Origin of the sequence: Litorivita sp. NS0012-18 (genome assembly GCF_040371945.1) — a bacterium.
In the GTDB taxonomy this organism is placed as follows: Bacteria; Pseudomonadota; Alphaproteobacteria; order Rhodobacterales; family Rhodobacteraceae; genus Litorivita.
Genome location: NZ_BAABWS010000001.1, coordinates 1,103,771 through 1,127,654 on the forward strand (window position 1 = coordinate 1,103,771; position 23,884 = coordinate 1,127,654).

The following is a 23,884-nucleotide window of genomic DNA, read 5'->3' on the forward strand; positions in this document are numbered from 1 at the left end:
GGTTTTTTCGTATCCGGTGCCATATTTTGGCCCCAGTGAGATGTTTTATTGTTTCCTGATCCGGCATAATATGTCGGCAAGAGGGGCAAAGTGATCATCAGGCGGCCATGGCATCAACCATGTCCTTGATCCCAAAGCCCACAAACACAAAGTTAATAATGCCCTTCTAGAACAGAAGGGTGAGCAGCAACCGGAGCGAGAAATGCTCGAGTTCGAGAATGTCAGCAAGTCCTTTTGGACCGGCACGCAGCGCAAGGTGATCCTTGACCGCGTGTCGTTCAAGGTTGAGCTTGGCAGATCGCTCGGGATTCTCGCGCCCAATGGCACCGGTAAAACCACGCTGATCAATATGATGGCGGGGCTGGAAAAACCCGACGAGGGCGAAGTGCGCCGCGATTGCCGCATTTCCTTCCCCTTGGGATTTATGGGCGGGGTCGTGTCCAAACACTCCGCCTTTGAAAACAGCCGCTATATCGCCCGCCTATACGGGTTGGACCCTGATTATGTCGAAGCCTTCTGCCGCTGGATGTGCGATCTTGGCGAGTATTTCGACCAACCGCTCGGCACCTATAGCCAAGGGATGCGCGCGCGCTTTTCCTTTGCGCTGATGCTGGCGCTCGACTTCGATATCTACCTCATTGACGAGGGCATGCCCTCGTCCACCGATGTGGAATTCAACCGCAAAGCCGGCGAGATTCTCAAGGAACGCCTGCGCACCACCACCGTGGTGATCGTCTCACACCAGCCCAAAACACTGGAACGCTTTGCCAATTCGGCAGCGGTCCTGATGGGCGGGCAAATTTATATGTTCGATAGCTTGGAAGAAGCGAAACAGCTCTATGACTACGAAACCCAAAGCTAGAAAATTCCGCATCCGCCGCGCCGCGCCTTTGACCGAAGGACAGCCCGCAGCCCCTGCACAAAACGCAGCCCCGCAAGGCGCTGCGCCCGCACCCGCGCGCCCCGAGGGTATGGGCACACCGCGCAATCAACAAACCGCGCCGCCGCTGCGCCCCGAAGCAACCGGCGCGCGCGCGCCGACCGCGCAAGACGCAAGACCCGCGCAGGCCGAAGCGGCCCCGCAACCGCGCCCAGCCGCCGCCCCGCCCCAAGGCGCCGCAACGCCGCGCCCCGCGCAAGCACCCGCGCGCGAGGGCGACGTGTCGTCGGCGCGCGAACACAACACCAGCCTCGATATCGACCATATCCGCAAGGAAGGCCTGACGGGGCGGCAATTGCGCATGGCCCGCCGTGTCGCGCAAAAGAACGGCCTTGCGCCGACTTCGGATTTTGACGCCGTGCGGCTTTTGCGCGCCAAGGGCATCGATCCGTTCCAACGCGCCAATATGCTCGAACTGGTGATCCCCCAAGACGCCAGCCACCCCGACGCCCAAGGCGCATTGCCAGACACGGAGGCGGCCGGGGACGGCCCACCCGCCACCACTGGCCGCGGCGGCCTACCCGCCACGCAACCGGCGCGCAACCAACTGCCGCAAGCGATGAGCGCAAGCCAGAACCTGCCCGCCACGGATATGAGCCCCGCCGACCGCCGCGCTATCGAGATCGCGCAAATCCAGCGCGATCTGGCAAAACGTCGCCGCAAGAAATCCATGCTTTTGCTGGCCCGTCTGTCGGCTTTTGTCTTCTTGCCCACCATCATGGCCGCCTATTATTTCTTTGCCGTGGCAACACCGATGTATTCGGCCAAATCCGAATTTTTGATCCTGCAAGCCGACAACCAAGGCGGCGGCGGTTTGGGCGGACTTTTGTCCGGCACGCAATTTGCCACCTCGCAAGACAGCATCGCGGTGCAATCCTACCTGCAATCCAAGGATGCGATGCTACGCCTTGATGGCGACGTCGGCTTTCGCAGTCATTTCCAAAAAGACTACATCGACGCGATCCAACGGCTTGATCCCGACGCCTCGATCGAGGATGCCTATAAGATCTTCAAAAAGAACGTAAAAATCGGCTACGATCCGACCGAAGGCGTGCTGCGCATGGAAGTCACCGCCGCCGAGCCGCAAGTCGCGGCGGTCTTTTCCGAGCATCTGATCGAATATGCCGAAGAGCGCGTTGACGATCTGTCGCGCCGCAAACGCGAAGACGGTATGACCACCGCCGCCGAAAGCCTTGAGCGCGCCAAACAAGAGCGCCGCGAAGCCCAAGAGCGCCTTGTGCGCCTGCAAGAGGGCACCTTCATCGATCCCGAAGGCATCATCACGGCGCTGCGCGGGCAGATCAACAATGTCGAGATCCAGTTGCAGGAAAAAGAGCTTCAACTGGCCGCGATGCTCGACAATGCGCGCCCCAACAGCGCCAAGGTCGAAGGCGCACGCGGCGATGTGCGCCGCTTGCAAGCGCTGCTCAATGAATTGCGCGCAAAGATGACCGATGCGACGACCGGCGAAAGCTCGCTGGCCGAAAAAGCCGCGCAAATCCAGATGGCGCAGGCCGATCTGGCCACTGCCGACCTGTTCTTGCAATCGGCGCTACAGAACGAAAAACAAACCGCTTTGGAGGCCAACCGTCAGGTGCGCTATCTCACCACATCGGTGCGCCCCGTCGCCCCCGAAGACCCCTCCTACCCCAAGGGATTTGAGAATACCGTTCTCGCCTTCTTGATCTTTTCGGGCATCTATCTGATGGTCTCCCTGACTTCTTCGATCCTCAGAGAACAGGTATCCTCGTAACATGACGGACGTAAAAATCGGGGCTTTGACCGTTGGTCAAACCCGCCCGCTCACCGTGATTGCCGGCCCGTGCCAGCTTGAAAGCCTCGATCATGCCTTGATGATCGCCAGCGCCATGCAAAAGGCCTGCGCCGCTGCAAAGGCGCAATTCATTTTCAAGGGCAGTTTTGACAAGGCCAACCGCACCTCCGTCACGGGCAAACGCGGCCTTGGCATCGACGAGGGCCTGCGTGTGATGGAGGCCGTAAAGGCCGAGCTTGGCGTGCCGGTTCTGACCGATATCCACAATGAGGCGCAATGCACCCCCGTGGCCGAGGTGTGCGATGTCTTGCAAATCCCCGCCTTCTTGTGCCGCCAAACCGATCTGTTGATCGCGGCGGGCAAAACCGGCGCGGTGATCAACGTCAAAAAGGGGCAGTTCCTCGCCCCTTGGGACATGGCCAATGTCGTCGCCAAAATCGAGAGCACCGGCAACACCCGCATTTTGCTGACCGAGCGCGGCACCTCATTTGGCTACAACACGCTGGTCGCCGATATGCGCGCCCTGCCGCAAATGGCCGCGACCGGATACCCCGTTGTGATGGATGCCACCCATTCGGTGCAGCAACCTGGCGGGATGGGCGGATCATCGGGCGGGCAACGCGAATTTGCCCCCGTTATGGCCCGCGCTGCTGTCGCCATTGGCGTCGCTGCGGTGTTTATCGAAACTCATGAGGCCCCCGATACCGCCCCCTCGGACGGGCCCAACATGATCCCGCTCGATCAAATGCCCGATCTGGTGCAAACGCTTATGGAATTCGACCATTTGGCCAAAGCGCACCCGCTCAAGCTTTAACCCCGCCCATTCCACGCTATGATTTTCGTCAAGACCTGACCAAAGAGAGATTGATCCCGTGACCAAACCATTGCCCACCGTCGCCCCCAACACTTGGGAATTCCTGCGCGATCCGATGATCACCCCGACCGGATTTCGTGAATATGACGCCCGCTGGAAATACCCCGAAGAGATCAACCTGCCTGGCATGACGGCGCTGGGTCTCGGCATCGGCACGCAAATGCACCTGCGCGGGATCGAGCCCGTGATCGCGGTCGGAAACGATTACCGCGACTATTCGCTGACCATCAAGAACGCGCTGATCCTTGGCCTTGTGCAAGCAGGCGTCACCGTCAAAGACATCGGCCCTTGCATCACGCCGATGGCCTATTTCAGCTCGTTCCATTTGGGCGTGCCCGGCGTGGCGATGGTCACGGCCTCGCACAATCCCAACGGTTGGACGGGCGTGAAAATGGGCTTTGACATGCCGCTCACCCACGGCCCCGACGAGATGAATGAGCTCAAAGACATCGTGCTCAATGACAAGGGCGTGGCCCGTGACGGCGGCAAATACGAATTCGTCGACGGCGTGTTCGACGCCTATATGGACGACCTCGTGGGCGATTTCAAAATGACCCGCAAGCTCAAGGTCGTTTGCGCGACGGGCAACGGCACGGCCTCGGCCTATGGGCCCAAACTCTTTGAACGGATCGGCGTCGAAGTCGTCGAGAGCCACAATGCGCTCGACTACACTTTCCCTCACTACAACCCCAACCCCGAAGCGATGGAAATGCTCCATGACATGAGCGCCTCGGTCAAAGCCTCGGGCGCGGATTTCGCGCTTGGTTTTGACGGCGATGGCGACCGCTGCGGCGTGGTGGATGACGAAGGCGAAGAGATTTTCGCCGATAAGGTCGGCGTCATCATGGCCCGTGATCTGTCAAAGATTTACCCCAACTCGACCTTTGTCGCGGATGTGAAATCCACAGGCCTGTTTGCCTCTGATCCCGAGCTTATCGCCAATGGCGTTAAGGCGGATTACTGGAAAACCGGCCATAGCCATATGAAACGCCGCGTGCATGAGCTTGGCGCTTTGGCGGGCTTCGAGAAATCGGGCCACTACTTCATGGCCGAACCTGTGGGCCGCGGATATGACGACGGCATGCGGGTCGCGGTCGAGATTTGTAAATTGATGGACCGCAACCCCGATATGAAAATGTCGGACCTGCGCAAAGCCCTGCCGGTGACCTATTCAACGCCGACCATGTCGCCCTATTGCTCGGACCTCGAAAAATACGAGGTGCTCGAACGCTTGGTCGCCAAACTGGTCGCCAAAGCCGACGCAGGCGATACATTCGCAGGCCGTGCCATCAAAGAGGTGGTCACCGTCAACGGCGCCCGCGTGATCCTCGACAATGGCTCTTGGGGCCTCGTGCGCGCCTCATCGAACACGCCCAATCTGGTCGTGGTCTGCGAAAGCTCGGTCAGCGACGCGGAACTGCGCGCGATCTTCAAAGAGGTCGATGATGTGATCCGTACCGAACCCTCGGTCGGCGATTACGACCAGACGTTCTAAATCAGCATGCTGGCCCGAACCGCGCCTGTGGTTCGGGCCCCGCTTTTCCATGGGGCAGGCCAGACCTAGGCCGCCAACCCGCGCCCCTTGAGCAAAGCCTCAACACCTGGAAGCCGCCCGCGGAAGGCCTCGTAAAGCGCGCCTGCATCCTCGGACCCGCCTTTGGACAGGATATGCTCTTCGAGCGCCCTTGCGAGATCAGGGTCAAAGGCATCGCCCTTTTCCTCGAAGGCTTCAAACGCATCCGCATCCATCACCTCGGACCACATATAGCTGTAGTAACCGCTCGAATATCCGTCGCCCGAAAACACATGGGCGAACTGCGGCGTGGCGTGACGCATGGCAATGGCACGCGGCATGCCGATGCTCTCCAAAATCTGCGCCTGCCGTGCCATCGGATCACTGGGCGGCGTGCCTTGGTGAAACTCCAGATCGACCAAAGCCGAGGCGACATATTCGACCGTGGCAAAGCCTTGCCCGAAATTCGCAGCCGCCAGCAGTTTTTCCAACATCTCCTGCGGCATCGCCTCGCCGGTTTCGGCATGGATCGCAAACTCGGCCAGAACCTGCGGCACTTCGAGCCAATGTTCATAAAGCTGGCTGGGCAATTCAACGAAATCGCGCGCCACCGAGGTGCCCGAAATGCTTTCATATGTCACATTTGACAGCATCTGGTGCAGCGCATGGCCGAACTCGTGAAACAGCGTGCGCGCATCGTCATAAGAAAGCAGCGCCGGATCGCCCTTGGCGAAATTGCACACGTTGATCACCACGGGGCTTTGCACCTGCGGATGCTTGGCCTGACTGCGCATGGCAGAGCACCACGCCCCCGACCGTTTGGAGCCGCGCGCGAAGTAATCGCCAATGAAAACAGCCACATGCGCGCCATCTCGGGTAACTTCCCATGCGCGGCAATCGCGGTGGTAAAGCGGCACGTCGAGCGGCGTGAACTCCAGCCCGAAAAGCCGCGTCGCGCAAGCAAAAGAAGCCTCGATCATCTTGTCGAGTTGCAGGTAAGGTTTGAGCGCCGCCTCGTCAAAATCAAACGCCTCGGCGCGCATCTTCTCGGCATAGTAATGCCAATCCCACGGCTCCAGATCACCGTTCAGCCCGTCGCGATGTAGCATCGCCTCAAGCTTTTGCGCATCCGCCTCGGCGCGCGCTTTGGCCGGTGCCCATACCGCCATCAACAACTCGCGCACCGCCTCGGGCGTCTTGGCCATTTCGGTCTCGAGCTTGTAATCGGCAAAGCTGTCATAGCCCAAAAGCTGCGCCCGCTCATGGCGCAGGGCAAGGATTTCCTTGGCGATCTCGGGGTTCTTCGCGGCCCCGCGCGCCGTAAAGGCCCGCCAGACCTTTTCGCGCAGATCGCGGCGCGGCGAACTGGCCAAAAACGGCGTGGCCAAGGACCGCGACAGGGTGATCACCGGCCCTGTATTCGCCTCCGCCCCCGCCGCGCGGGCCGCATCGATCAAAAACTGCGGTAGCCCCTCCAAATCGGCCTCGGCCAATTCCATTTTCCATTCGCGCTCATCGGCCAATAGATTTTGCGTAAACTCGGTGCCCAGAACCGCCAAGCGCGATTTGATCGCCTGCATCCGCTTATCCGCCGCCCCTTCAAGCGCCGCGCCCGAGCGCACAAAGCTGCGATGGGTCAGCATCAAAACCCGCGCCTGCTCATCACTCAGCGGCAAGGCGTCGCGCCCGTCCCAAAGCGCCTCGACCCGCGCAAAAAGCGCCTTGTTTGACGAAATTTTCGAGGCGTGATCGGCCAGAGCAGGGGAAAACTTGCGCTGCAACGCCTCGCGCTCGGCGTTGCTATCGGCCCCCGCAACCGTGAAAAACACCGACAGAACCCGATCCAGATCCTTGCCCGCCGCCTCCAGCGCCCCGATGGTATTGTCAAAATCGGGCGCCGCGCCGTTTTGTGCGATGGCCTCGATCTCGGCCTCATGGCTGGCCAAGGCTTCGGCAAATGCGGGTTCGAAATCCGCATCCGAAATCGCATCAAACGGGGCCATCTCGAAACGGCTGGTCCATCGGGTCAAAAGCGGGTTGGTCATGGCGGCTCTCCTTTGCGCCCAAGCTATGCCCGCGCCTCAGGAGTTTCCAGAGCCTTTGCCGCCGCACACCGGACAATCGCCGCACGGTTTGAGCGCGATCTTGCGGCTTTCGCCATAAAGCGCGTCGTAAATGAGCATCTGCGCGCGCAAAGCCGATCCCGCGCCGGTGATCACTTTGACCGCTTCCATCGCCATCATCGCCCCGATCACCCCCGGAAGCGGCGCCGCGACCCCCGCCTCGGCGCAAGACGGCGCCAGCCCCGCCGCGGGCGCTTCGGGGAAGATGCATTGATAACACGGCCCGCCGCTTTGCGGATCGAACACCGAAAGCTGCCCCTCCCATTGCGACAAGGCGCCTGAAATCAACGGGATGCCCGCCGCAACTGCCATGCGGTTCGCCGCATAGCGCGTCTCGAAATTATCGGTGCCGTCGAGGATCAGATCATACTCGCCCAGCGTTTCGGCAAAGCCCTCGTCAAACCGCCGCTGATAGGGCCGCACGGTGATAAAGGGGTTCTGCGCCTGCATCGCCCGCTGCGCCGAAAACACCTTGGGCATGTCGATATTGGCGTCGGGGTGGATGACCTGCCGTTGCAGATTGGAGTTCTCCACCACATCGGCATCAATCACGCCGATGGTCCCGACACCCGCCGCCGCCAGATACATCAAAGCGGGCGAGCCAAGCCCCCCCGCCCCGATCACCAAAACCCGCGCCTCCTTGAGCGCGCGCTGCCCCTGACCGCCAAGCTCGCGCAACACGATATGGCGGGCATAGCGTTCCAATTCTGTCTGGCTGAACAACGGCTTATCCACAGCATCCGTATCCGCGCCCCGCGCCCGTGCTTTCAACGCGGCAATGACGCGCCCGTAGCCCGCGACCAGAACGCCAAACCCGCCAAGTAGCAACCACGGCGCAACCGATCCGCCCGTTTGCATGCGCAGCGCCGCGCCTTGGGGCAAGACCAGATGCATCAACACCACCGCCGCCCAAAGCGCCGCGATCATGCCCCATCGCAAGGAACGCGGCGCGCCCATCAGCGCCCCGATCCCCCAAAGCGCACCTGCCATGGCAATAACCGTGATCATTCGCGCCCCGTCGACCCGAACCCGCCCGCGCCGCGCGCGGTCTCGCTCAAGGCTTCGGCGATCTCGAAGCGCGCCTGCAACACCGGCGCAACGATCATTTGTGCGATCCGCTCGCCATGCGCCACGTAAAACAATTCCTGCCCCGCATTGAGCAAAATCACCCCCAAGGGACCGCGATAATCGCTGTCAATCGTGCCAGGGCTATTGGGCAAGGTGATCCCATGCTTGAGAGCAAGCCCCGAGCGCGGGCGCAATTGCACCTCATATCCCGCAGGAACCTCCAGATGCAGCCCCGTCGGGATCAAGGCCCGTGCGCCTGGCGCCAATGAAATCCCCGTCCGGTCAGGGAAGTTCGCGCGCAGGTCCGCACCCGCCGCCTGCGCGCTTTCATAGCGCGGCAAAGGCTGCGAGCGGTCCGCCGCCTCTGCCCATTTCAGCTTCACGGTGATCATCGCGCCCGCCTCTTTTTGCTGTCTTCCACTATGCCCGCCAAGGGCGCGAAATCTATTGCACCAAAGCCTCGGCAATACGCGCGGCCAGCTTCTCTGCCACCGCCCCCTTGCCCATACGCGGCCAGCTTTCGGCGCCGTCGCCGGAAATCAAGACCACGGCATTTTCGCTGCCGCCCATGATGCCGGTTTCGGGGCGCACGTCATTGGCCACGATCCAATCGCATCCTTTACGCTCCCGTTTCGCCGTTGCATGGGCGACCACATCATCGGTCTCGGCGGCAAAACCGACGACCAGTTTCGGACGCCCCTGCGCCATCTGGCTCACCCCCGCGAGGATATCGGGGTTCTCGGAAAATTCCAAAACCGGCAAAGCGCCGTCTTTTTTCTTGATTTTCGAGGCCGAAGCCGAGGCCACGCGCCAGTCGGCCACAGCGGCCGCAAACACTGCCGCATCGGCGGGCAAGGCGCTCTCGACCGCCTCTTTCATTTGCGCCGCAGTTTCGACCCGCACCACCTCGACATGCGGCGGCGGCGGCACATCGGCGGGGCCCGTCACAAACACCACCTCGGCCCCCAAAGCCGCCAGCGCCGCAGCAATCGCCGTGCCCTGCGCACCGGACGAGCGATTGGCAATATATCTCACCGGATCAATGGGTTCATGGGTCGGACCAGAGGTCACAATGATGCGCTTGCCTTGCAAGACCCCCGCTTCGAAATAGGTCTCGGCCGCCATCAAAATATCGGGCACCTCGGCCATACGCCCCGCGCCGAATTCGCCGCAGGCCATTTCGCCCGCATCGGGGCCGACAAAGCGAATGCCATCGGATTTGAGTTGCGCAATATTGCGCTGCGTGGCCGGATGCTCCCACATGCGCACATTCATCGCAGGCGCGATAAGCACCGGCGTGTCGGTCGCCAGCAAAAGCGTCGAGGCCAGATCATTGGCATGGCCCTGTGCCATCTTGGCCATCAGATCCGCCGTTGCGGGGGCCACCACGATCAAATCGGCGCTGCGCGACAATTGGATATGGCCCATCTCGGCTTCGGTGGTCAGATCAAAGAGATCGCGGTGCACCGGCGCACCCGCCAAAGCCGCCACCGACAAGGGCGTGACAAATTCTTCTGCAGCGCGCGTCAAAACGGGCGTGACCTCGGCGCCCAATCCTTTGAGCCGCCGGATCAAATCCAAGGATTTATAAGCCGCGATCCCGCCGCCGATGATGAGCAAAATGCGTTTGGATGCCAGCATTTGGCGTCTCTCCCCTGATGCGCGCGCGGCGCGCCGACCCCGCCGACACTAGGCAGTTGGCCGCCAAGGGGCAAGAGCAAGGCAAAGCACAATAAGACCCGCAAATATCGCGGCCCCGACACGTCATGGGATCACATCACCCCAAAAGCTCCAGAACCTCGCGCCCGTGGCTTTCGAGGCTCTTTCGCATTTTGGCAAAGGCTGCGACCTCCAATTGCCGCACCCGCTCTTTGGACAGGTTCAACTCTTGGCCAAGACTTTCCAACGTGCGCGGATCGTCGCGCAGCTTGCGCTCGCGAATGATCAGCCGCTCGCGCGCATTGAGCCTATCCATCGCCTCGACGAGCCATGCGCGCAGGGCCGCGCGGTCGTGGTCTTGCTCGACGATCTGCTCGGCCTGCGCACCGTCATCTTCCAGCGCGTCGATCCATTCGCGCCCCTCGTCTTCGGCCGATTGCGTCGCATTGAGCGAGAAATCAGAGCCGGACAGGCGCCCTTCCATCATCTCCACATCACGCAGCGGCACGCCGATTTCATGGGCAATCATTTTGCGCAACTGATAGCCGTCAAGCGTCTCGCCCTGCGCCATGGCTTCGCGCTCGATCTGCGCACGCACGCGGCGCATGTTGAAAAACAGCGATTTTTGCGAAGAGGTGCTGCCGGTGCGCACCATCGACCAATTGCGCATGACGTATTCTTGGATCGAGGCCTTGATCCACCACACGGCATAGGTCGAAAACCGCACGCCCCGATCAGGGTCGAATTTATCGGCCGCCTTCATCAACCCGAGCCCCGCCTCTTGGATCAGATCATTCATCGGCGCGCCGTAACGGCGAAACTTGCCCGCCATAGAAATCGCCAAACGCATATAGGCCGTGATCAGCCGGTGCAGCGCCGCCTCGTCGCGCTCGTCGCGCCATGCATAGGCCAGCGCCAATTCCGTTTCCGCGTCGAGCATCTCTGCCTTCATCGCGCGGCGCGAAAATGTGAAATCCTGTGGTGCGTCCAATGCCATTTTGCGGCCCCCGTTCGCTGTGCGTCCATCCGTGTCGGCGCCTCAAAGCATCTTAGGCGCGCTTGCGCCCTCGGCCCTGTGAGGTCATAAGAACTACGCGCCAGACGGCATTTGGTTCAAAAAAAGGATGCGAGGATGTTGCCAAAACTGACTTTGATCCTAGGGGGCGTTGCCTCGGGGAAATCCGATTTTGCGGAAAACCTCATTCTTTCCAGCGGGCTAGAGCCATACTATATCGCCACGGCCGAGGCGCTGGATGATGAAATGCGCACCAAGATCGCGCGCCACCGCACAGAACGCGGCGCAAAATGGCGCACCATTGAGGCGCCGCTGGAAGCCGCCGCGAGTTTGGGCGAGTTGCCCGAAGGCAGCGCGGCGCTTCTCGATTGCGCCACCATGTGGCTGAGCAATCAGATGATGGCGAACCGCGAGATCGAGGCCGAAACCGCGCGCCTGCTCCACGCGCTTGAGGCCGCCCCTACGCCCGTCGTCATTGTCTCTAACGAGGTCGGATTTGGCGGCATCGCGGGCGACAGCCTTTCGCGGGCTTTTGCCAATGCCCAAGGGCGGCTCAACCGCGAACTGGCGGCAATCTGCGATCAGGTGACCCTCGTCGCCGCCGGATTGCCGCTCCACCTCAAGACCGCGCCATGAGCCGGTTTTTCTGGGTCCGCCATGGGCCGACACATGCAAATTCCATGGTCGGTTGGTCGGATATTCCAGCCGATCTGAGCGACGCCGCCCTGATTGCCCGCGTTGACGCCCATTTGCCGCAAGATGCTTTGGTGATCTCCTCCGATCTGATCCGCGCGGTCGATACGGCGACGGCCATCGGAGGGGCGCGCAGGCGCCTGCCCCATGATCGTGATCTGCGCGAAATCCATTTCGGCGCATGGGAATTGCAACGGTTCAACGAGGTTGATGACCCCGCCCATATCAAAAGGTTTTGGGAAGAGCCGGGCGATGTGAAAGCCCCCGATGGCGAAAGCTGGAACGATCTTCACGTCCGCGTCAGCGCCGCCGCACAGCGCCTGATCGCCGCCCATCCGGGCCGTGACATCATCGCCGTCGCCCATTTCGGCGCGATCCTCAGCCAAGTGCAAACCGCCCGCGGGCAAACCGCCTCCGAGGCTTTCGCCCAAAAAATCGACAATCTCTCGGTGACCGAATTGCACTGGACCGGCGATCCCGCAGGCCCGTGGCGCCCTCATCGGGTCAATCACATTCCGTGATGCGGCTCAGCGCGCAATTTCATTTGCTCTTGCGCAGGGCGCTGGCCTAGCCTTGGCTCATATTGATTTCACAAGGCAGGGTCATGACTTACACACTTTATATCGGCGATCGCACATTTTCGAGCTGGTCGCTGCGCGGCTGGTTGATGCTGGAAAAATTCGGGCTTCCCTATACCGAAAACATGATCGGACTTTATGGCGGCACAATGGCCGATGATATGGCCCCGCTCGCGCCTGCGCGGCTGGTTCCGACGCTCAAAACACCCGAGGGGGTGATCATCGGTGAGAGCCTTGCGATGGCCGAAACCCTCGCCGAGCGGCACCCCGACGCGGGGCTTTGGCCCGCCGATCCCGCCGCGCGCGCCCATGCGCGATGGCTTTGCGCCGAAATGCACGCGGGCTTTACCGCCCTGCGCGGCGCCTGCCCCATGCAATTGGAGCATCAATATCGCGACTTTGAGCCAAGCCAAGCCGTACGCGACGATCTTGCGCGGATCCAAGAGCTTTGGGCCCTTGCGCGCAGCCATGCGCCGGACGGGCCGTGGCTTTTTGGGGCATATTCGCTGGCCGATGTGTTCTATGCGCCCGTCGCCGCACGCATCGCCGGTTACGGTCTCGATGTCGGCCCCGAAGCCGCCGCATATGTCGCGCGCCACCTCGCCGATCCGACCTTCAAAGCATGGCGCGCCGAAGGGCTCAAAACGCGCTACGATCCCTACCCTTACGGCGAGAACCTGACGGCCTCGCCATGGCCGGAACCCATCTGATCCCTTAACACTTCGTAAACCTCTCCCGCGTTAACCATGATAAACGCCTCGGCTTTGTGAGGCGGGTTCACCGCGGGAGACCCCATGACCACACGCGCCTATACGGTGGCCTTCGACGGCGTCGATGCGCGCAGTGTCGAGGTGCAATGCGCCGTCAGCGCCGGCATGCCCGCGCTCGCCGTGGTCGGATTGCCGGACAAGGCCGTCTCGGAAGCGCGCGAACGCGTGCGCGCGGCGCTCACATCGATGGGCATCGCGCTGCCCTCCAAACGTATCACGATCAATCTCTCGCCCGCCGACCTTCCCAAGGCGGGCAGCCATTTTGACCTGCCCATCGCCTTGGCCATGCTTGCGGCGCTTGAGGTGATCCCCAAGGACGCGGTGGAAGGCGCGGTTGCCTTGGGCGAGCTGTCGCTCGACGGCGGCCTTGTTGCGGTGACCGGCGCCTTGCCTGCGGCTCTTCATGCGGCTGCCGAAGACAGGCTTCTCATCTGCCCTGCCGCCTGCGGGTCCGAAGCCGCATGGGTGGGTGATGCGCAGGTGCTTGCGCCGCGCTCTCTGGCCGCCATCGTTGCGCATTTCAACGGGCGCAGCCCTTTGCACCTTGCCGCGCCCCGCAGCATCGACACGCCCGCCCTGCCCGCAAACGATATGGCCGAAGTCAAAGGACAAGAGCGCGCGAAACGGGCGCTCGAAATCGCCGCCGCAGGGCGCCATCATATCCTCATGGTCGGCACCCCTGGATCTGGAAAATCGATGCTGGCCGCACGCCTGCCCGCGCTTATGCCGACGATGAATGCGGCCGAGGCGCTCGAAACCTCGATCATCCATTCGGTCGCTGGCGTGCTGCCCGAGGGCGGGCTGCGCATCGCGCGCCCGTTTCAACACCCGCATCACACCGCCTCGACCGCCGCCTTGGTCGGAGGCGGACGCCGCGCCGGTCCAGGTGAAATCAGCCTTGCCCACAACGGAATACTCTTCATGGACGAATTCCCCGAATTTCCCCGCAGCGCGCTCGAAACCCTGCGCCAACCGCTTGAAACCGGCGAGGTGACCGTAAGCCGCGCCAATGCCCATGTCAGATATCCGGCAAAATTTCTGCTGGTCGCCGCTGCAAACCCCTGCAAATGCGGATATTTTTCCGATCCCGCCCGCGCCTGCGCGCGCGTCCCTGCCTGCGGCGACGAGTATATGGGCCGCATTTCCGGCCCGCTCTTGGATCGGTTCGATCTGCGCATCGAGGTGCCGCCTGTCTCATTTCAGGACCTCGACCTGCCCGCCACCGGCGACAGCAGCGCCGCGATTGCCGCCCGCGTCGCCGCCGCGCGCACCGTGCAAAACGCACGTTTTGCCGCGCACCCGACCGCGCGCCTCAACGCCGATGCGGAGGGAAAGCTTCTCGAAGAGATCGCCGCGCCCGACCCCGAAGGACGCGACATCCTGACCCGCGCGGCGCAGCGTTTTGGCATGACGGCCCGCGGCTATCACCGCGTGCTACGCGTGGCCCGCACCATCGCGGACCTTGCGCAAAGCGAGAGCGTGCGCAAACCGCATATCGCCGAGGCCATCAGCTTTCGCCTCACCTCGCTGAAAGAGTTTTGATCCAGCCGGACAGATGCGCCAGATCGTCGCGCGCCTGCGGCAAATAGCGATGAAACATCTGCCAAACATGGGGCATGCCTGCGCGCAGATGCAGATCGACATCAACGCCCGCCTCACGCATCCGCGCCGCAATCCGGCGGCTATCGTCCAGCAGAATTTCATCCGTACTCGCCGCCAAGTAGACAGGACAAGCTCCTGAAAAATGAGCATAAAGAGGGGATGCGCGTGGATCACTGGCATCGTGACCTTGTAAATACATCTGCCCGATTTCATCCATTCGCGCGGCGGGCAAAATGACCTCCGCAGCAGCATTGCTTATGACGCTTGGGCCGCTGTTGCACATGTCAGTATAGGCCGAGAGCGCAAAACATCCGCGCGGCTGCGGCAAGCCTGTCGCGCAAATATGCGCCAAGAGCGCCAAGGCCAAACCGCCCCCCGCGCTATCCCCGCCGATCACAATATCATTTGGCGCAACGCCCCGCGCGATCAATGCCTCATAGCTCGCCACGGCATCGTCAAAGGCCGCTGGAAAAGGCGCATCGGGCGCAAGCCGGTAGTCGGGCAAAACGGCGCTCATCTTTGTCATCTTCGACAGTTCGACCAGCATCGCGGCATGGGTGCGCGGGGCGCCAAAAATATAGGCACCACCATGAAAATAAAGCAAAACGCCCGCCTCTTGGCGACCGATGTCAAGACACTCCAGAGTGCCGATACGGTTTTGGGATAACGGCACGCACCTATCCGGCCGAAACAGGATCCGCGCTTTGCGCGCAAAGGCGTAGCGCGCCTCGGCCGGATCACTGACGCGGGATAAAAACCGGCGCTCGAACAGGCGCAAAGCGCCGTTCAATAGCCACAGCCGCAGGCTCATTGGCGCTTGGCTTCAATCGCCAACCAGATTTTCTCGGCGATATTCGTGCCGTCAAACCGCTCCAACTCCTGAATGCCGGTCGGCGAGGTCACGTTGATTTCTGTCAGATAGTCGCCGATCACGTCGATCCCGACAAAGACCTGACCTTTTTCACGCAAGAGCGGACCAATCGCGGCGCAAATCTCGAGATCACGCTCCGTTAGGCCGATCTTCTCGGGCCGCCCGCCCACATGCATGTTCGAGCGCGTTTCTCCTTCGGCGGGCACACGGTTGATCGCACCCACCGGCGCCCCACCGACCAAGATGATCCGCTTGTCGCCCTTGGACACCGCAGGCAGAAACTTTTGGACAATCAATGGCTCGCGCGAAAAACCTGTGAACAGCTCGTGCAAGGACGCGAGGTTGCGGTCGCTTTGCGTCAACCGGAAAACCCCCGCGCCGCCATTGCCATATAGCGGCTTGAGAATGATATCGCCGTGCTTTTCCTTGAACGCGCGAATGGTCTGCAAATCGCGCGCAATGGTCGTCGGCGGGGTCAGGTCGGGAAAATCCAGAACCAGAAGCTTTTCAGGGTAATTGCGCACCCAAAACGGATCGTTGACCACAAGCGTGGTGTCTTTTAACCGGTCCAACAGATGCGTCGTGGTGATATAAAACATGTCAAACGGCGGGTCTTGGCGCAGCCAAACGACATCGAACTCCGCCAGATCAACCACCTGCTCGGCACCGAGCGAGAAATGGTTTCCCTCAACCCGCTGCACCGTAAGCGGCCAGCCCCGCGCGGTGATCCGCCCCTCTTCGTAAGCCAAGCAATCCGGCGTGTAGTAAAAAAGCTCATGCCCGCGCGCCTGCGCCTCTTCGGCAATGCGGAAGGTGCTATCGGCATTAATGTTGATCGGACCGATGGGGTCCATTTGAAATGCAATCTTCATCGCGCGCCTCTCAAGCTGTGTCTCCACTTACATGGCGCAAGCTCGGGCTGAGGGCAAATCAGAAATCCGCGAAAAGCCCCTCGCGGGTCTCGATCTCGCCAAAGCGATTGACCGTGGCCAGATCGACGCGCATCTCGGTCAATTGCCCATTCGGGCAATGGCCAAGGTATTCGGAGGCGGCGCGAAAAATTCGTTGTAACTGCCTGATGGTCAGATGCTCAGCCGCCCTTGCGTGGCTGCTACTGGCCTTGACCTCCACGACAACAATCGCATCATCGCGCCCGAATATCAGGTCGATCTCGCCGCTTTTTCCGCGCCACCTCTCCTCAAGAAGGCGATACCCGCCACGCTGGTAATGACGCGCGACGGCCTCTTCTGCGGCGCGGCCGTAAAGATAGGCCACCTGCCCCCGACTGCGACGCGCCAAGGCTGCAGGCGGCAAAGGCACGGCACGGGCCGCCGCGAAATCAAATTCCATCTGCAGGCTCATACCGGCCCCTCAAACTTTGCCTTTGTCCAATTCCAGCGCGACTTGATAGACCTGCCGACGCGGCAAGTTAAACCGCGCAGAAATCGCATCAGCAGCATCGCGCACCGACATCTCGGCGAGCGCTTTGTTCACTTCTTGTTCTAGCTCAATCTGGTTAATGGAAGGTAAATGCCCGCGGTCGATCAGCACAACAATCTCGCCTTTGAGCGTTTTCTCGGCGCAGGTCTGCGCGACCTGCGCGAGCGTGCCGCGTAGCACCTCTTCGAATTTCTTGGTCAACTCGCGGCAAACGGCCACTTGGCGCTCTTCGCCCATGACCTCCGCCGCGTCGCGCAGCATGGCGGCGATGCGTTTGGGCGATTCGTAAAAGGCCAAGGTCGCCGGCACATCTTTGAGCGCCGCAAGGGCGGTTTTCCGCTGTCCTTTGGCGCTTGGCAAAAACCCTGCAAACATGAACCGATCCGTCGGCAATCCGGCAATCGTCAGCGCCGTGATCACCGCCGATGGTCCGGGCGCGGAGGTGACAAGATACCCCTCCTCGCGCGCCGCGCGGGCCAGATCAAAACCGGGGTCGGCAACAAGCGGCGTTCCCGCCTCGGACCCATAGGCCACAGATTTCCCTTCGGCCAGATATTGCAGCAATCTGGGGCGTATCTTGCCGCCATTATGGTCGTGATAGGACAGCATCGGCCGATCCCCGACGGCAATCGCGTGAATATCCATCAGCTTGCGCATCGTGCGCGTGTCTTCGGCGGCCAGAACATCCGCGCTGGCAAGGATATCAAGCGCGCGCAGCGTGATATCACGCGCCGTGCCAATCGGCGTTGCAATCAAATACAGCCCGCCCGCAAGCGGGCCGTTTTTCGCACCGTAAACCGCGCTGTTCGGATTCATGTCTAGACCCGCCCCTCTGTGTCTCTATTATATTGTCTCGAAACAAAGGCCCAGAACGGGCCATCCGATCTCGAGGGAGTGAGATTACTTATGTTTGCTGTTTTAACCCCCGCCCGCAAGGGCCTTCGCCGCGTGATCCCTTGGGTCGCCTCTGCTGTTGCTGCCGTCGCACTTGCCGCTTGTGAGCCTTTGGCGATTCCCGGGGCTGGCATGGCGGGCGGGCCAAAGATCGACGCCAATGCCCCCGTTCCCGTCGCCCTCTTGGTGCCGCGCGGATCGGGCAATCCCGGAGATGACCTGCTGGCGCAAAGCCTTGAAAACGCGGCCCGCTTGGCCATCACCGATTTGAGCGGCGTGAAAATCGATTTGCGCGTTTACGGCACGGCGGGCAACGCAGGCCAAGCGCAGACCGCCGCGAAACAGGCCGTCGCGGATGGCGCCAAAATCATCCTCGGCCCCGTCTTTGCCGAAGCCGCGAATGCCGCCGGTGTCGCGGTTGCCCCTTCGGGCGTCAACGTGATGTCGTTTTCCAACAATGTGACCATCGCGGGCGGCAATGTCTTTGTGCTTGGCCCGACCTTTGACAACACGGCCAACCGTTTGGCCAATTACGCCGCGCGCCAAGGCAAAAGACGCATCCTCATCGCCCATGCCGATAACATCGGCGGGCAGCTCGGGGCGCAGGCGATCTCGGGCGCGGTGAGCCGCGCGGGCGGAGCCATCGCCGGATCCGTAGGCTATGAATTCTCGCAACAAGGGTTGATCGCGGCCATTCCGCAGATCAAAGCCGCCGCCACCAACGGCGCGGCGGATGCGATTTTCATGACCGCCAATTCCGATGCCGATCTGCCGCTTCTGTCGCAAATGTTGCCAGAGGCCGGTCTGCCCTCCTCGTCGATGCAATACATCGGCCTGACCCGTTGGGACGTGCCCGCGCAAACCACCGATCTGCCAGGAGTTCAGGGCGGATGGTTTGCCTTGCCCGATCCCGCTTTGGCCGCACAATTCCAATCGCGCTACAGCGCCGCCTTTGGCAGCCCGCCCCATCCCATTGGCGGTTTGGCCTATGACGGGATCGCAGCCATCGGCGCATTGGTCAAAGCTGGCAAGGCCGATGCATTGACCGCCTCGGCCCTGACGCAAAGCGCAGGGTTCCAAGGCGTCGGCGGCGTGTTCCGTTTGCGCCCCAATGGCACCAACGAGCGCGGATTAGCGGTGGCCACGATCCAGAACAAAAAGGTCGTGATCCTCGATCCCGCGCCGCGCGGCTTCTCTGGCGGCGGATTTTAAGCACCCCGCCCGCGCCCGCCGCGTTCCCAAGACCAAACGCATAGATCGCGCGCTTCGCTCACCGGCGGGGCGCGCGATTTGCATTGGCCAAGACCCCATCGCTCCGGCCCTGATGTGGCAAAAGCCGCGCTTTTCCCTGCCTCATGCGCATGTTAACACATCGCCAAGACGGATCGCGCTATGCATGGCCTCGCCCGCCCCATGCACGCCCAGAAAAAAGAACAGGCTTGATGACAAAATTGCCTCCCCCGCCGCAGAACCTGATCTGTGATGCGCAAGATATTTTTGACGCCCCCGCCCTGCGCGCACATCTGGATGCGCAAATTGCCAAGGACACCAGCCCCGCCGCTGTGCGCAAAGCAACGGTCGAGGCGCTTAGTGCCGAGCGAGAGCGCGGCAATGCGGCGATTGAACAGGCCTTTGCCGCGCGTCCCTTCGACGCCGATCCGGTGACGCGGGCCTATACCTATCTGACCGATTGTCTGGTCCTGACGACCTTTGACATCGCTTTGACCTATTTGCACCCTGCCCCGAAAGGCGCGGAAAACCGCCTCGCTTTGGTGGCGGTCGGCGGCTACGGGCGCGGCGAAATGGCCCCCCATTCCGATGTCGATCTGCTGTTTCTAACCCCGTCGAAAATCACCGCATGGGCCGAGCAGGTGATCGAAGCCATGCTCTATATCTTGTGGGACCTGCGCCTCAAGGTCGGCCATTCCAGCCGCACGATCCGCGATTGCATCAAACTGGGCGGCGAGGATTTCACCATCCGCACCGCGCTTTTGGAGCACCGCACCCTTGGCGGCGATCTCAAACTGGCCGAGGAGTTGGACCAAAAGCTGTGGAGTGAACTGTTCAAAGGCTCCGAGCGCGAATTCATCGAGGCCAAGCTTGAAGAGCGCGACAGCCGCCATGAGAAACAAGGCGGCCAACGCTACGTGGTCGAGCCGAATGTCAAGGAAGGCAAAGGCGGGCTGCGCGATCTGCAATCGCTCTATTGGATCGCCAAATATCTCTACAAGGTGCAAACCACGCAAGAACTGGTCGATCTGGGGGTCTTTCGCAAAGACGAATACGCCAAATTCGCCGCAGCGCAGGAATTCCTTTGGGCCGTGCGCTGCCATTTGCATTTGATCGCGGATCGCCCCGCCGACCAATTGACCTTTGATGCGCAGGTCGAGGTGGCGGCGCGCATGGGCTATAGCGACAAAACCGGCCGCCGCGCGGTCGAACACTTCATGCAAGAGTACTTCCGCCACGCCACGGCGGTCGGTGACCTGACCCGCATTTTTCTGACCAAACTCGAAGCGGCACATGTGAAATCCGGCCCGCTGCTAGAGCGGATTTTCCGCCGCACGCCCAAGGTCAAAGACCTCTACGAGGTGATCAACAACCGCCTCGCGATCGCAGATCGGGACGTGTTTTTGGACAATAAGCTCAACATCTTGCGCCTCTTCGAAGAGGCCTTGCGCACGGGCATGTTGATCCACCCCGACGCCATGCGTCTGGTGACGGCGAACCTGCATCTGATCGACGATGCGATGCGCAACGACAAAGAAGCCCAGCGCATTTTCCTCGACCTGCTGATCAAACACGGCAACCCCGAACGCGCCCTGCGCCGGATGAATGAATTGGGCGTTCTGGCCGCCTTTATTCCCGAATTCGAACCCATCGTCGCGATGATGCAATTCAACATGTATCACAGCTACACGGTGGACGAGCACACGATTCAGGTGATCCGCAACCTCGCCCAGATCGAGCGCCGCGAGCTTGACGAGGAACTCCCCGTGGCCTCCTCAATCCTTGAGAAAGGGGTCAACCGCAAGGTGCTCTATATCGCCATGCTTTTGCATGACATCGGCAAAGGGCGCGAGCTTGATCACTCGGTGCTGGGGGCGCAGATCGCCCGCAAGGTCGCGCCGAGACTGGGGCTAAACAAACAAGACAGCGAAACGGTCGAATGGCTGGTGCGCTATCATTTGCTCATGTCGGATATGGCGCAAAAACGCGATATCGCCGATCCGCGCACGGTGCGCGATTTTGCCAAGGCCGTGCAATCGGTCAAACGGCTTGATCTGTTGACCGTCTTGACCGTCTGCGACATTCGCGGCGTCGGGCCGGGAGTTTGGAACAACTGGAAAGCCTCGCTTTTGCGCGCGCTCTACCGCCAAACGCGCGTCGCCTTGGAACACGGGCTCGAGGCGCTCAACCGCGAGCAACGCGGCACCGAAGCCAAGCGAAACCTACGCGCCGAATTCCCCGATTGGCCCGAGAAGAAGCTGCGCGTCGAGATCAACCGCCACTACCCGCCCTATTGGCAAGGTCTGCACGTCACCGCCCATGCGCTGTTTGCGACCATGCTCGACGGGATCGATGACGACGAAATCCGCATTGATTTGCACCCTGACGAGGACCGCGACGCCACCCGCGCGCTTTTTGCTCTGGTCGATCACCCCGGTATCTTTAGCCGCCTTTCCGGTGCCTTGGCCTTGGTCGGGGCCAATGTCGTGGATGCGCGCACCTATACGTCGAAAGACGGCTATGCCACGGCGGCCTTTTGGATACAGGACGCCGACGGCCACCCTTTCGAGGCCGAGCGCTTGCCGCGGCTGCGCACGATGATCCAAAAGACCCTCAAAGGCGAGGTCGTCGCCCGCGATGCGATCAAGTCGCGCGACAAGATCAAAAAGCGCGAGCGCGCCTTCAATGTGCCCACCTCGATCACCTTTGATAACGAGGGATCGGAGATTTACACCATCATCGAAGTCGACACCCGCGACCGTCCGGGGCTTTTGTATGATCTGGCCCGCACTATGGCCAATAACAACGTCTATATCGCCAATGCGGGCATCGCGACCTATGGCGAGCAGGTGGTCGATACCTTCTACGTCAAGGATATGTTCGGGCTGAAATACTACTCCGAGTCCAAGCGCGCCTCTTTGGAAAAAAAGCTGCGCGAAGCGATCGAGCAAGGGGCAAAGCAGGCCGTTTTGTCGTAGCGACATCTTTGTCCTAGCACCATCGCGCCGCTGCCCGCCTCGGCGCGATGCGAGGCCGCGCATACGACCGGCACAGCGCAAACCGCCTGCGCCCGTGCAGGCGCCGCCGCGCGCTCGCTCAACCTCGCCCCGATCTCGCGCTGTGTTTTTCCCATAGGCGGCGCGCGCCGCGCTTGGTATACCCGTCTCCATAGGGCGCCCACATCACGAGGCCCCACGAGCAGCCGCCCCGCCGCCATCCGCGCAGGGGCGCAAGGGTATGAGGACGCCGCCCATGAAACCGATCCGCTTGATGTCGGGTTTCCTGACCGTAGGGTTCTGGACGCTTGCAAGCCGTGTTCTGGGCGTGCTGCGCGAGGTGATCTTGCTGGCCTACATCGGTCCTGGTCCGGTGCTGGACGCTTTTGTCGCCGCCTTCCGCTTGCCCAATATGTTCCGCCGCTTTTTCGCCGAAGGCGCGTTTAACGCCGCCTTTGTGCCGATGTTTTCCAAACGGCTCGAAGCGGATGACGACCCCATCGGGTTTTGCCGCGAGGCGCTCAGCGGGCTGGCCTTTGTGCTTATGCTGTTTTGCGCATTGGCGCTGTTGTTCATGCCGGCGCTGGTCTGGGCCACGGCTTCGGGTTTTGCCGGTTCCGAGCGCTTCGATCTGACGGTCGAATTTGGCCGCGTGGTCTTTCCCTATATTTTCTTCATCTCGCTGGCAGCGCTGTTTTCTGGCGTGTTGAACGCGGCGGGCCATTTCGCCGCTGCCGCGGCTGCGCCTGTTTTGCTCAACATCGGGGTGATCGGCGCGATGATCGGCGCGGCGCTTTTGGACGGGCCGATTGCCACGGCTCTGGTCTGGGCCGTGCCCTTCACCGGCGCGGCGCAGCTTGGGCTGGTCTGGCGCGCGGCGGATAAGGCGGGCCTGCGCATCCGGCCCCAGCGCCCGCGCTGGACCCCGCAAATGAAAGCGCTCGTCAAAGTCGCCGTGCCCGCCGCGCTGGCGGGCGGGGTGATGCAAATCAACCTTCTGGTCGGGCAACAGGTCGCCTCGCATTTCGACAAGGCGGTCGGCTGGCTCTATGCTGCGGACCGGCTTTATCAATTGCCGCTGGGAGTGGTGGGCATTGCCGTGGGCATCGTTTTGCTGCCCGACCTGTCGCGCCGCTTGCAGGCCGGTGATGATGCGGGCGGGCGCGAGGCGCTGAGCCGAGCGGCGGAAATCTCTTTGGCGCTGACCATCCCCGCCGCCGTGGCCCTCGTGGTGATCCCCCTGTCCTTGGTCTCGGTACTTTTCGAGCGCGGCGCAACAGGGACCGCCGACACTGCCGCCATGGCCCAAGCCGTCGCCGTTTACGGCCTCGGCCTGCCCGCCTTCGTGATGCAAAAAGTGCTACAGCCGCTGTTTTTTGCGCGCGGCGATACGAAATCTCCGTTCCGGTTTGCGGTGATCGCGGTGATCATCAATGCCGTCATCGCCTTCGGGCTCAGCCCCTCTATCGGCTGGATCGCCTGCGCTTGGGCGACGACGATAGCGGGCTGGGGCATGGTTGCGTTGCTGATCCTCGGCAGCCGCAGCTTTGGCGAGGTGGCCCGCTTTGACGCGCGCTATCACAAACGCATCTGGCGTATCCTGATCGCCGCCTTCGCCATGGGCGCGCTGCTCTACGGCGCGCAGCTTGTGCTGGCGCCGCTTTTGGCCATGAGCGGGCTGCGCTATGGGGCGCTGGTGGTCTTGATCGCGGTGGGCATCATCGGGTATTTCGCCATCGCGCAAATGGTCGGCGCGCTGCATCTGTCCGAAGTCAAAGGCGCGATGCGGCGGCGCAAAGGGTGAGCGCAAGCACGCCATTGTGATGGGCACGCCGATGTGATCG

General features: G+C 61.6%; 20 protein-coding genes. 11 read left to right on the top strand and 9 right to left on the bottom strand.

Annotation, left to right across the window (positions count from 1 at the left end; translation table 11 throughout):
* Positions 1–202: 202 nt before the first annotated feature.
* Genes ABWV64_RS05240 through ABWV64_RS05255 form a run of 4 tightly spaced genes read left to right on the top strand, consistent with a single transcriptional unit; the run spans position 203 to position 5,083 of the window.
* Positions 203–862, top strand: a complete 660-nt coding sequence (locus tag ABWV64_RS05240; protein ID WP_353343213.1) for an ABC transporter ATP-binding protein — start codon at positions 203–205, stop codon at positions 860–862.
* Positions 840–2,693, top strand: a complete 1,854-nt coding sequence (locus ABWV64_RS05245; protein WP_353343214.1) for a KpsE/RkpR family capsule polysaccharide export protein — start codon at positions 840–842, stop codon at positions 2,691–2,693. Before ABWV64_RS05240 ends, ABWV64_RS05245 begins: the two co-directional genes overlap by 23 nt.
* A gap of 1 nt (position 2,694) precedes the next feature.
* Positions 2,695–3,528: a 3-deoxy-8-phosphooctulonate synthase gene (kdsA, locus tag ABWV64_RS05250; RefSeq protein WP_353343215.1), complete on the top strand. Its 834-nt coding sequence runs from the start codon at positions 2,695–2,697 to the stop codon at positions 3,526–3,528.
* A gap of 58 nt (positions 3,529–3,586) precedes the next feature.
* Positions 3,587–5,083 carry a phosphomannomutase/phosphoglucomutase gene (locus tag ABWV64_RS05255; RefSeq protein ID WP_353343216.1) on the top strand — a complete coding sequence of 499 codons (1,497 nt, stop codon included), beginning with the start codon at positions 3,587–3,589 and terminating at the stop codon, positions 5,081–5,083.
* Between the two features lie 65 nt (positions 5,084–5,148).
* On the opposite strand, the gene ABWV64_RS05260 is transcribed toward ABWV64_RS05255, so the two are convergent.
* From ABWV64_RS05260 to ABWV64_RS05280, 5 genes are all read right to left on the bottom strand, one after another.
* Positions 5,149–7,146, bottom strand: coding sequence for a M3 family metallopeptidase (locus ABWV64_RS05260; protein ID WP_353343217.1), 1,998 nt, complete (start codon positions 7,144–7,146; stop codon positions 5,149–5,151).
* A gap of 36 nt (positions 7,147–7,182) precedes the next feature.
* Positions 7,183–8,232 (bottom strand): HesA/MoeB/ThiF family protein, encoded by a 1,050-nt coding sequence (locus ABWV64_RS05265; protein WP_353343218.1) that lies wholly within the window; start codon positions 8,230–8,232, stop codon positions 7,183–7,185.
* Positions 8,229–8,684: a dUTP diphosphatase gene (gene dut / locus ABWV64_RS05270; RefSeq protein WP_353343219.1), complete on the bottom strand. Its 456-nt coding sequence runs from the start codon at positions 8,682–8,684 to the stop codon at positions 8,229–8,231. Before dut ends, ABWV64_RS05265 begins: the two co-directional genes overlap by 4 nt.
* 52 nt (positions 8,685–8,736) lie before the next feature.
* Entirely contained in the window at positions 8,737–9,933 is a 1,197-nt protein-coding gene (gene coaBC / locus ABWV64_RS05275; RefSeq protein ID WP_353343220.1) for a bifunctional phosphopantothenoylcysteine decarboxylase/phosphopantothenate--cysteine ligase CoaBC, read from the bottom strand.
* A gap of 136 nt (positions 9,934–10,069) precedes the next feature.
* Positions 10,070–10,948 (bottom strand): RNA polymerase factor sigma-32, encoded by an 879-nt coding sequence (locus ABWV64_RS05280; protein WP_353343221.1) that lies wholly within the window; start codon positions 10,946–10,948, stop codon positions 10,070–10,072.
* A 135-nt stretch (positions 10,949–11,083) separates the two neighbouring features.
* Here ABWV64_RS05280 and cobU point away from each other — a divergent pair, with 135 nt between their 5' ends.
* From cobU to ABWV64_RS05300, 4 genes are all read left to right on the top strand, one after another.
* Positions 11,084–11,602, top strand: coding sequence for a bifunctional adenosylcobinamide kinase/adenosylcobinamide-phosphate guanylyltransferase (cobU, locus tag ABWV64_RS05285; RefSeq protein ID WP_353343222.1), 519 nt, complete (start codon positions 11,084–11,086; stop codon positions 11,600–11,602).
* Complete coding sequence (locus ABWV64_RS05290) at positions 11,599–12,180, top strand: histidine phosphatase family protein (RefSeq protein ID WP_353343223.1); 582 nt, start codon at positions 11,599–11,601, stop codon at positions 12,178–12,180. The genes cobU and ABWV64_RS05290 overlap by 4 nt, the downstream gene beginning before the upstream one ends.
* Positions 12,181–12,263: 83 nt before the next feature.
* Positions 12,264–12,947, top strand: a complete 684-nt coding sequence (locus tag ABWV64_RS05295; protein ID WP_353343224.1) for a glutathione S-transferase — start codon at positions 12,264–12,266, stop codon at positions 12,945–12,947.
* An 84-nt stretch (positions 12,948–13,031) separates the two neighbouring features.
* Positions 13,032–14,549 carry a YifB family Mg chelatase-like AAA ATPase gene (locus tag ABWV64_RS05300; protein WP_353343225.1) on the top strand — a complete coding sequence of 506 codons (1,518 nt, stop codon included), beginning with the start codon at positions 13,032–13,034 and terminating at the stop codon, positions 14,547–14,549.
* Here ABWV64_RS05300 and ABWV64_RS05305 read toward each other — a convergent pair.
* Genes ABWV64_RS05305 through rsmI form a run of 4 tightly spaced genes read right to left on the bottom strand, consistent with a single transcriptional unit; the run spans position 14,527 to position 17,736 of the window.
* Complete coding sequence (locus ABWV64_RS05305) at positions 14,527–15,420, bottom strand: alpha/beta hydrolase (protein ID WP_353343226.1); 894 nt, start codon at positions 15,418–15,420, stop codon at positions 14,527–14,529. The two genes, ABWV64_RS05300 and ABWV64_RS05305, sit on opposite strands and share 23 nt — an antisense overlap.
* Entirely contained in the window at positions 15,417–16,352 is a 936-nt protein-coding gene (gshB, locus tag ABWV64_RS05310; protein WP_353343227.1) for a glutathione synthase, read from the bottom strand. Before gshB ends, ABWV64_RS05305 begins: the two co-directional genes overlap by 4 nt.
* Before the next feature lie 58 nt (positions 16,353–16,410).
* Positions 16,411–16,842, bottom strand: coding sequence for a YraN family protein (locus ABWV64_RS05315; protein WP_353343228.1), 432 nt, complete (start codon positions 16,840–16,842; stop codon positions 16,411–16,413).
* Between the two features lie 9 nt (positions 16,843–16,851).
* Entirely contained in the window at positions 16,852–17,736 is an 885-nt protein-coding gene (gene rsmI, locus ABWV64_RS05320) for a 16S rRNA (cytidine(1402)-2'-O)-methyltransferase (RefSeq protein ID WP_353343229.1), read from the bottom strand.
* 90 nt (positions 17,737–17,826) lie between these two features.
* Here rsmI and ABWV64_RS05325 point away from each other — a divergent pair, with 90 nt between their 5' ends.
* The 3 genes from ABWV64_RS05325 to murJ all read left to right on the top strand — a co-directional run bounded on the left by ABWV64_RS05325 (position 17,827) and on the right by murJ (position 23,844).
* Complete coding sequence (locus tag ABWV64_RS05325; protein WP_353343230.1) at positions 17,827–19,026, top strand: penicillin-binding protein activator; 1,200 nt, start codon at positions 17,827–17,829, stop codon at positions 19,024–19,026.
* Between the two features lie 230 nt (positions 19,027–19,256).
* The gene (locus ABWV64_RS05330) at positions 19,257–22,022 is read left to right on the top strand and encodes a [protein-PII] uridylyltransferase (RefSeq protein WP_353343231.1); all 2,766 of its coding nucleotides are present in this window, start codon (positions 19,257–19,259) and stop codon (positions 22,020–22,022) included.
* Positions 22,023–22,296: 274 nt separating this feature from the next.
* Positions 22,297–23,844: a murein biosynthesis integral membrane protein MurJ gene (murJ, locus tag ABWV64_RS05335; RefSeq protein ID WP_353343232.1), complete on the top strand. Its 1,548-nt coding sequence runs from the start codon at positions 22,297–22,299 to the stop codon at positions 23,842–23,844.
* The last annotated feature ends 40 nt before the right edge of the window (positions 23,845–23,884 follow it).

What these genes read in the sequence shown, in the direction of transcription:
- ABWV64_RS05240 (WP_353343213.1), top strand. Translation starts at nt 203, where the DNA reads ATGCTCGAGTTCGAGAATGTCAGCAAGTCCTTTTGGACCGGCACGCAG.
- ABWV64_RS05245 (WP_353343214.1), top strand. Translation starts at nt 840, where the DNA reads ATGACTACGAAACCCAAAGCTAGAAAATTCCGCATCCGCCGCGCCGCG.
- kdsA (WP_353343215.1), top strand. Translation starts at nt 2,695, where the DNA reads ATGACGGACGTAAAAATCGGGGCTTTGACCGTTGGTCAAACCCGCCCG.
- ABWV64_RS05260 (WP_353343217.1), bottom strand. Translation starts at nt 7,146, where the DNA reads ATGACCAACCCGCTTTTGACCCGATGGACCAGCCGTTTCGAGATGGCC.
- ABWV64_RS05265 (WP_353343218.1), bottom strand. Translation starts at nt 8,232, where the DNA reads ATGATCACGGTTATTGCCATGGCAGGTGCGCTTTGGGGGATCGGGGCG.
- dut (WP_353343219.1), bottom strand. Translation starts at nt 8,684, where the DNA reads ATGATCACCGTGAAGCTGAAATGGGCAGAGGCGGCGGACCGCTCGCAG.
- coaBC (WP_353343220.1), bottom strand. Translation starts at nt 9,933, where the DNA reads ATGCTGGCATCCAAACGCATTTTGCTCATCATCGGCGGCGGGATCGCG.
- ABWV64_RS05280 (WP_353343221.1), bottom strand. Translation starts at nt 10,948, where the DNA reads ATGGCATTGGACGCACCACAGGATTTCACATTTTCGCGCCGCGCGATG.
- cobU (WP_353343222.1), top strand. Translation starts at nt 11,084, where the DNA reads ATGTTGCCAAAACTGACTTTGATCCTAGGGGGCGTTGCCTCGGGGAAA.
- ABWV64_RS05290 (WP_353343223.1), top strand. Translation starts at nt 11,599, where the DNA reads ATGAGCCGGTTTTTCTGGGTCCGCCATGGGCCGACACATGCAAATTCC.
- ABWV64_RS05295 (WP_353343224.1), top strand. Translation starts at nt 12,264, where the DNA reads ATGACTTACACACTTTATATCGGCGATCGCACATTTTCGAGCTGGTCG.
- ABWV64_RS05300 (WP_353343225.1), top strand. Translation starts at nt 13,032, where the DNA reads ATGACCACACGCGCCTATACGGTGGCCTTCGACGGCGTCGATGCGCGC.
- ABWV64_RS05305 (WP_353343226.1), bottom strand. Translation starts at nt 15,420, where the DNA reads ATGAGCCTGCGGCTGTGGCTATTGAACGGCGCTTTGCGCCTGTTCGAG.
- gshB (WP_353343227.1), bottom strand. Translation starts at nt 16,352, where the DNA reads ATGAAGATTGCATTTCAAATGGACCCCATCGGTCCGATCAACATTAAT.
- ABWV64_RS05315 (WP_353343228.1), bottom strand. Translation starts at nt 16,842, where the DNA reads ATGAGCCTGCAGATGGAATTTGATTTCGCGGCGGCCCGTGCCGTGCCT.
- rsmI (WP_353343229.1), bottom strand. Translation starts at nt 17,736, where the DNA reads ATGAATCCGAACAGCGCGGTTTACGGTGCGAAAAACGGCCCGCTTGCG.
- ABWV64_RS05325 (WP_353343230.1), top strand. Translation starts at nt 17,827, where the DNA reads ATGTTTGCTGTTTTAACCCCCGCCCGCAAGGGCCTTCGCCGCGTGATC.
- ABWV64_RS05330 (WP_353343231.1), top strand. Translation starts at nt 19,257, where the DNA reads ATGACAAAATTGCCTCCCCCGCCGCAGAACCTGATCTGTGATGCGCAA.
- murJ (WP_353343232.1), top strand. Translation starts at nt 22,297, where the DNA reads ATGAAACCGATCCGCTTGATGTCGGGTTTCCTGACCGTAGGGTTCTGG.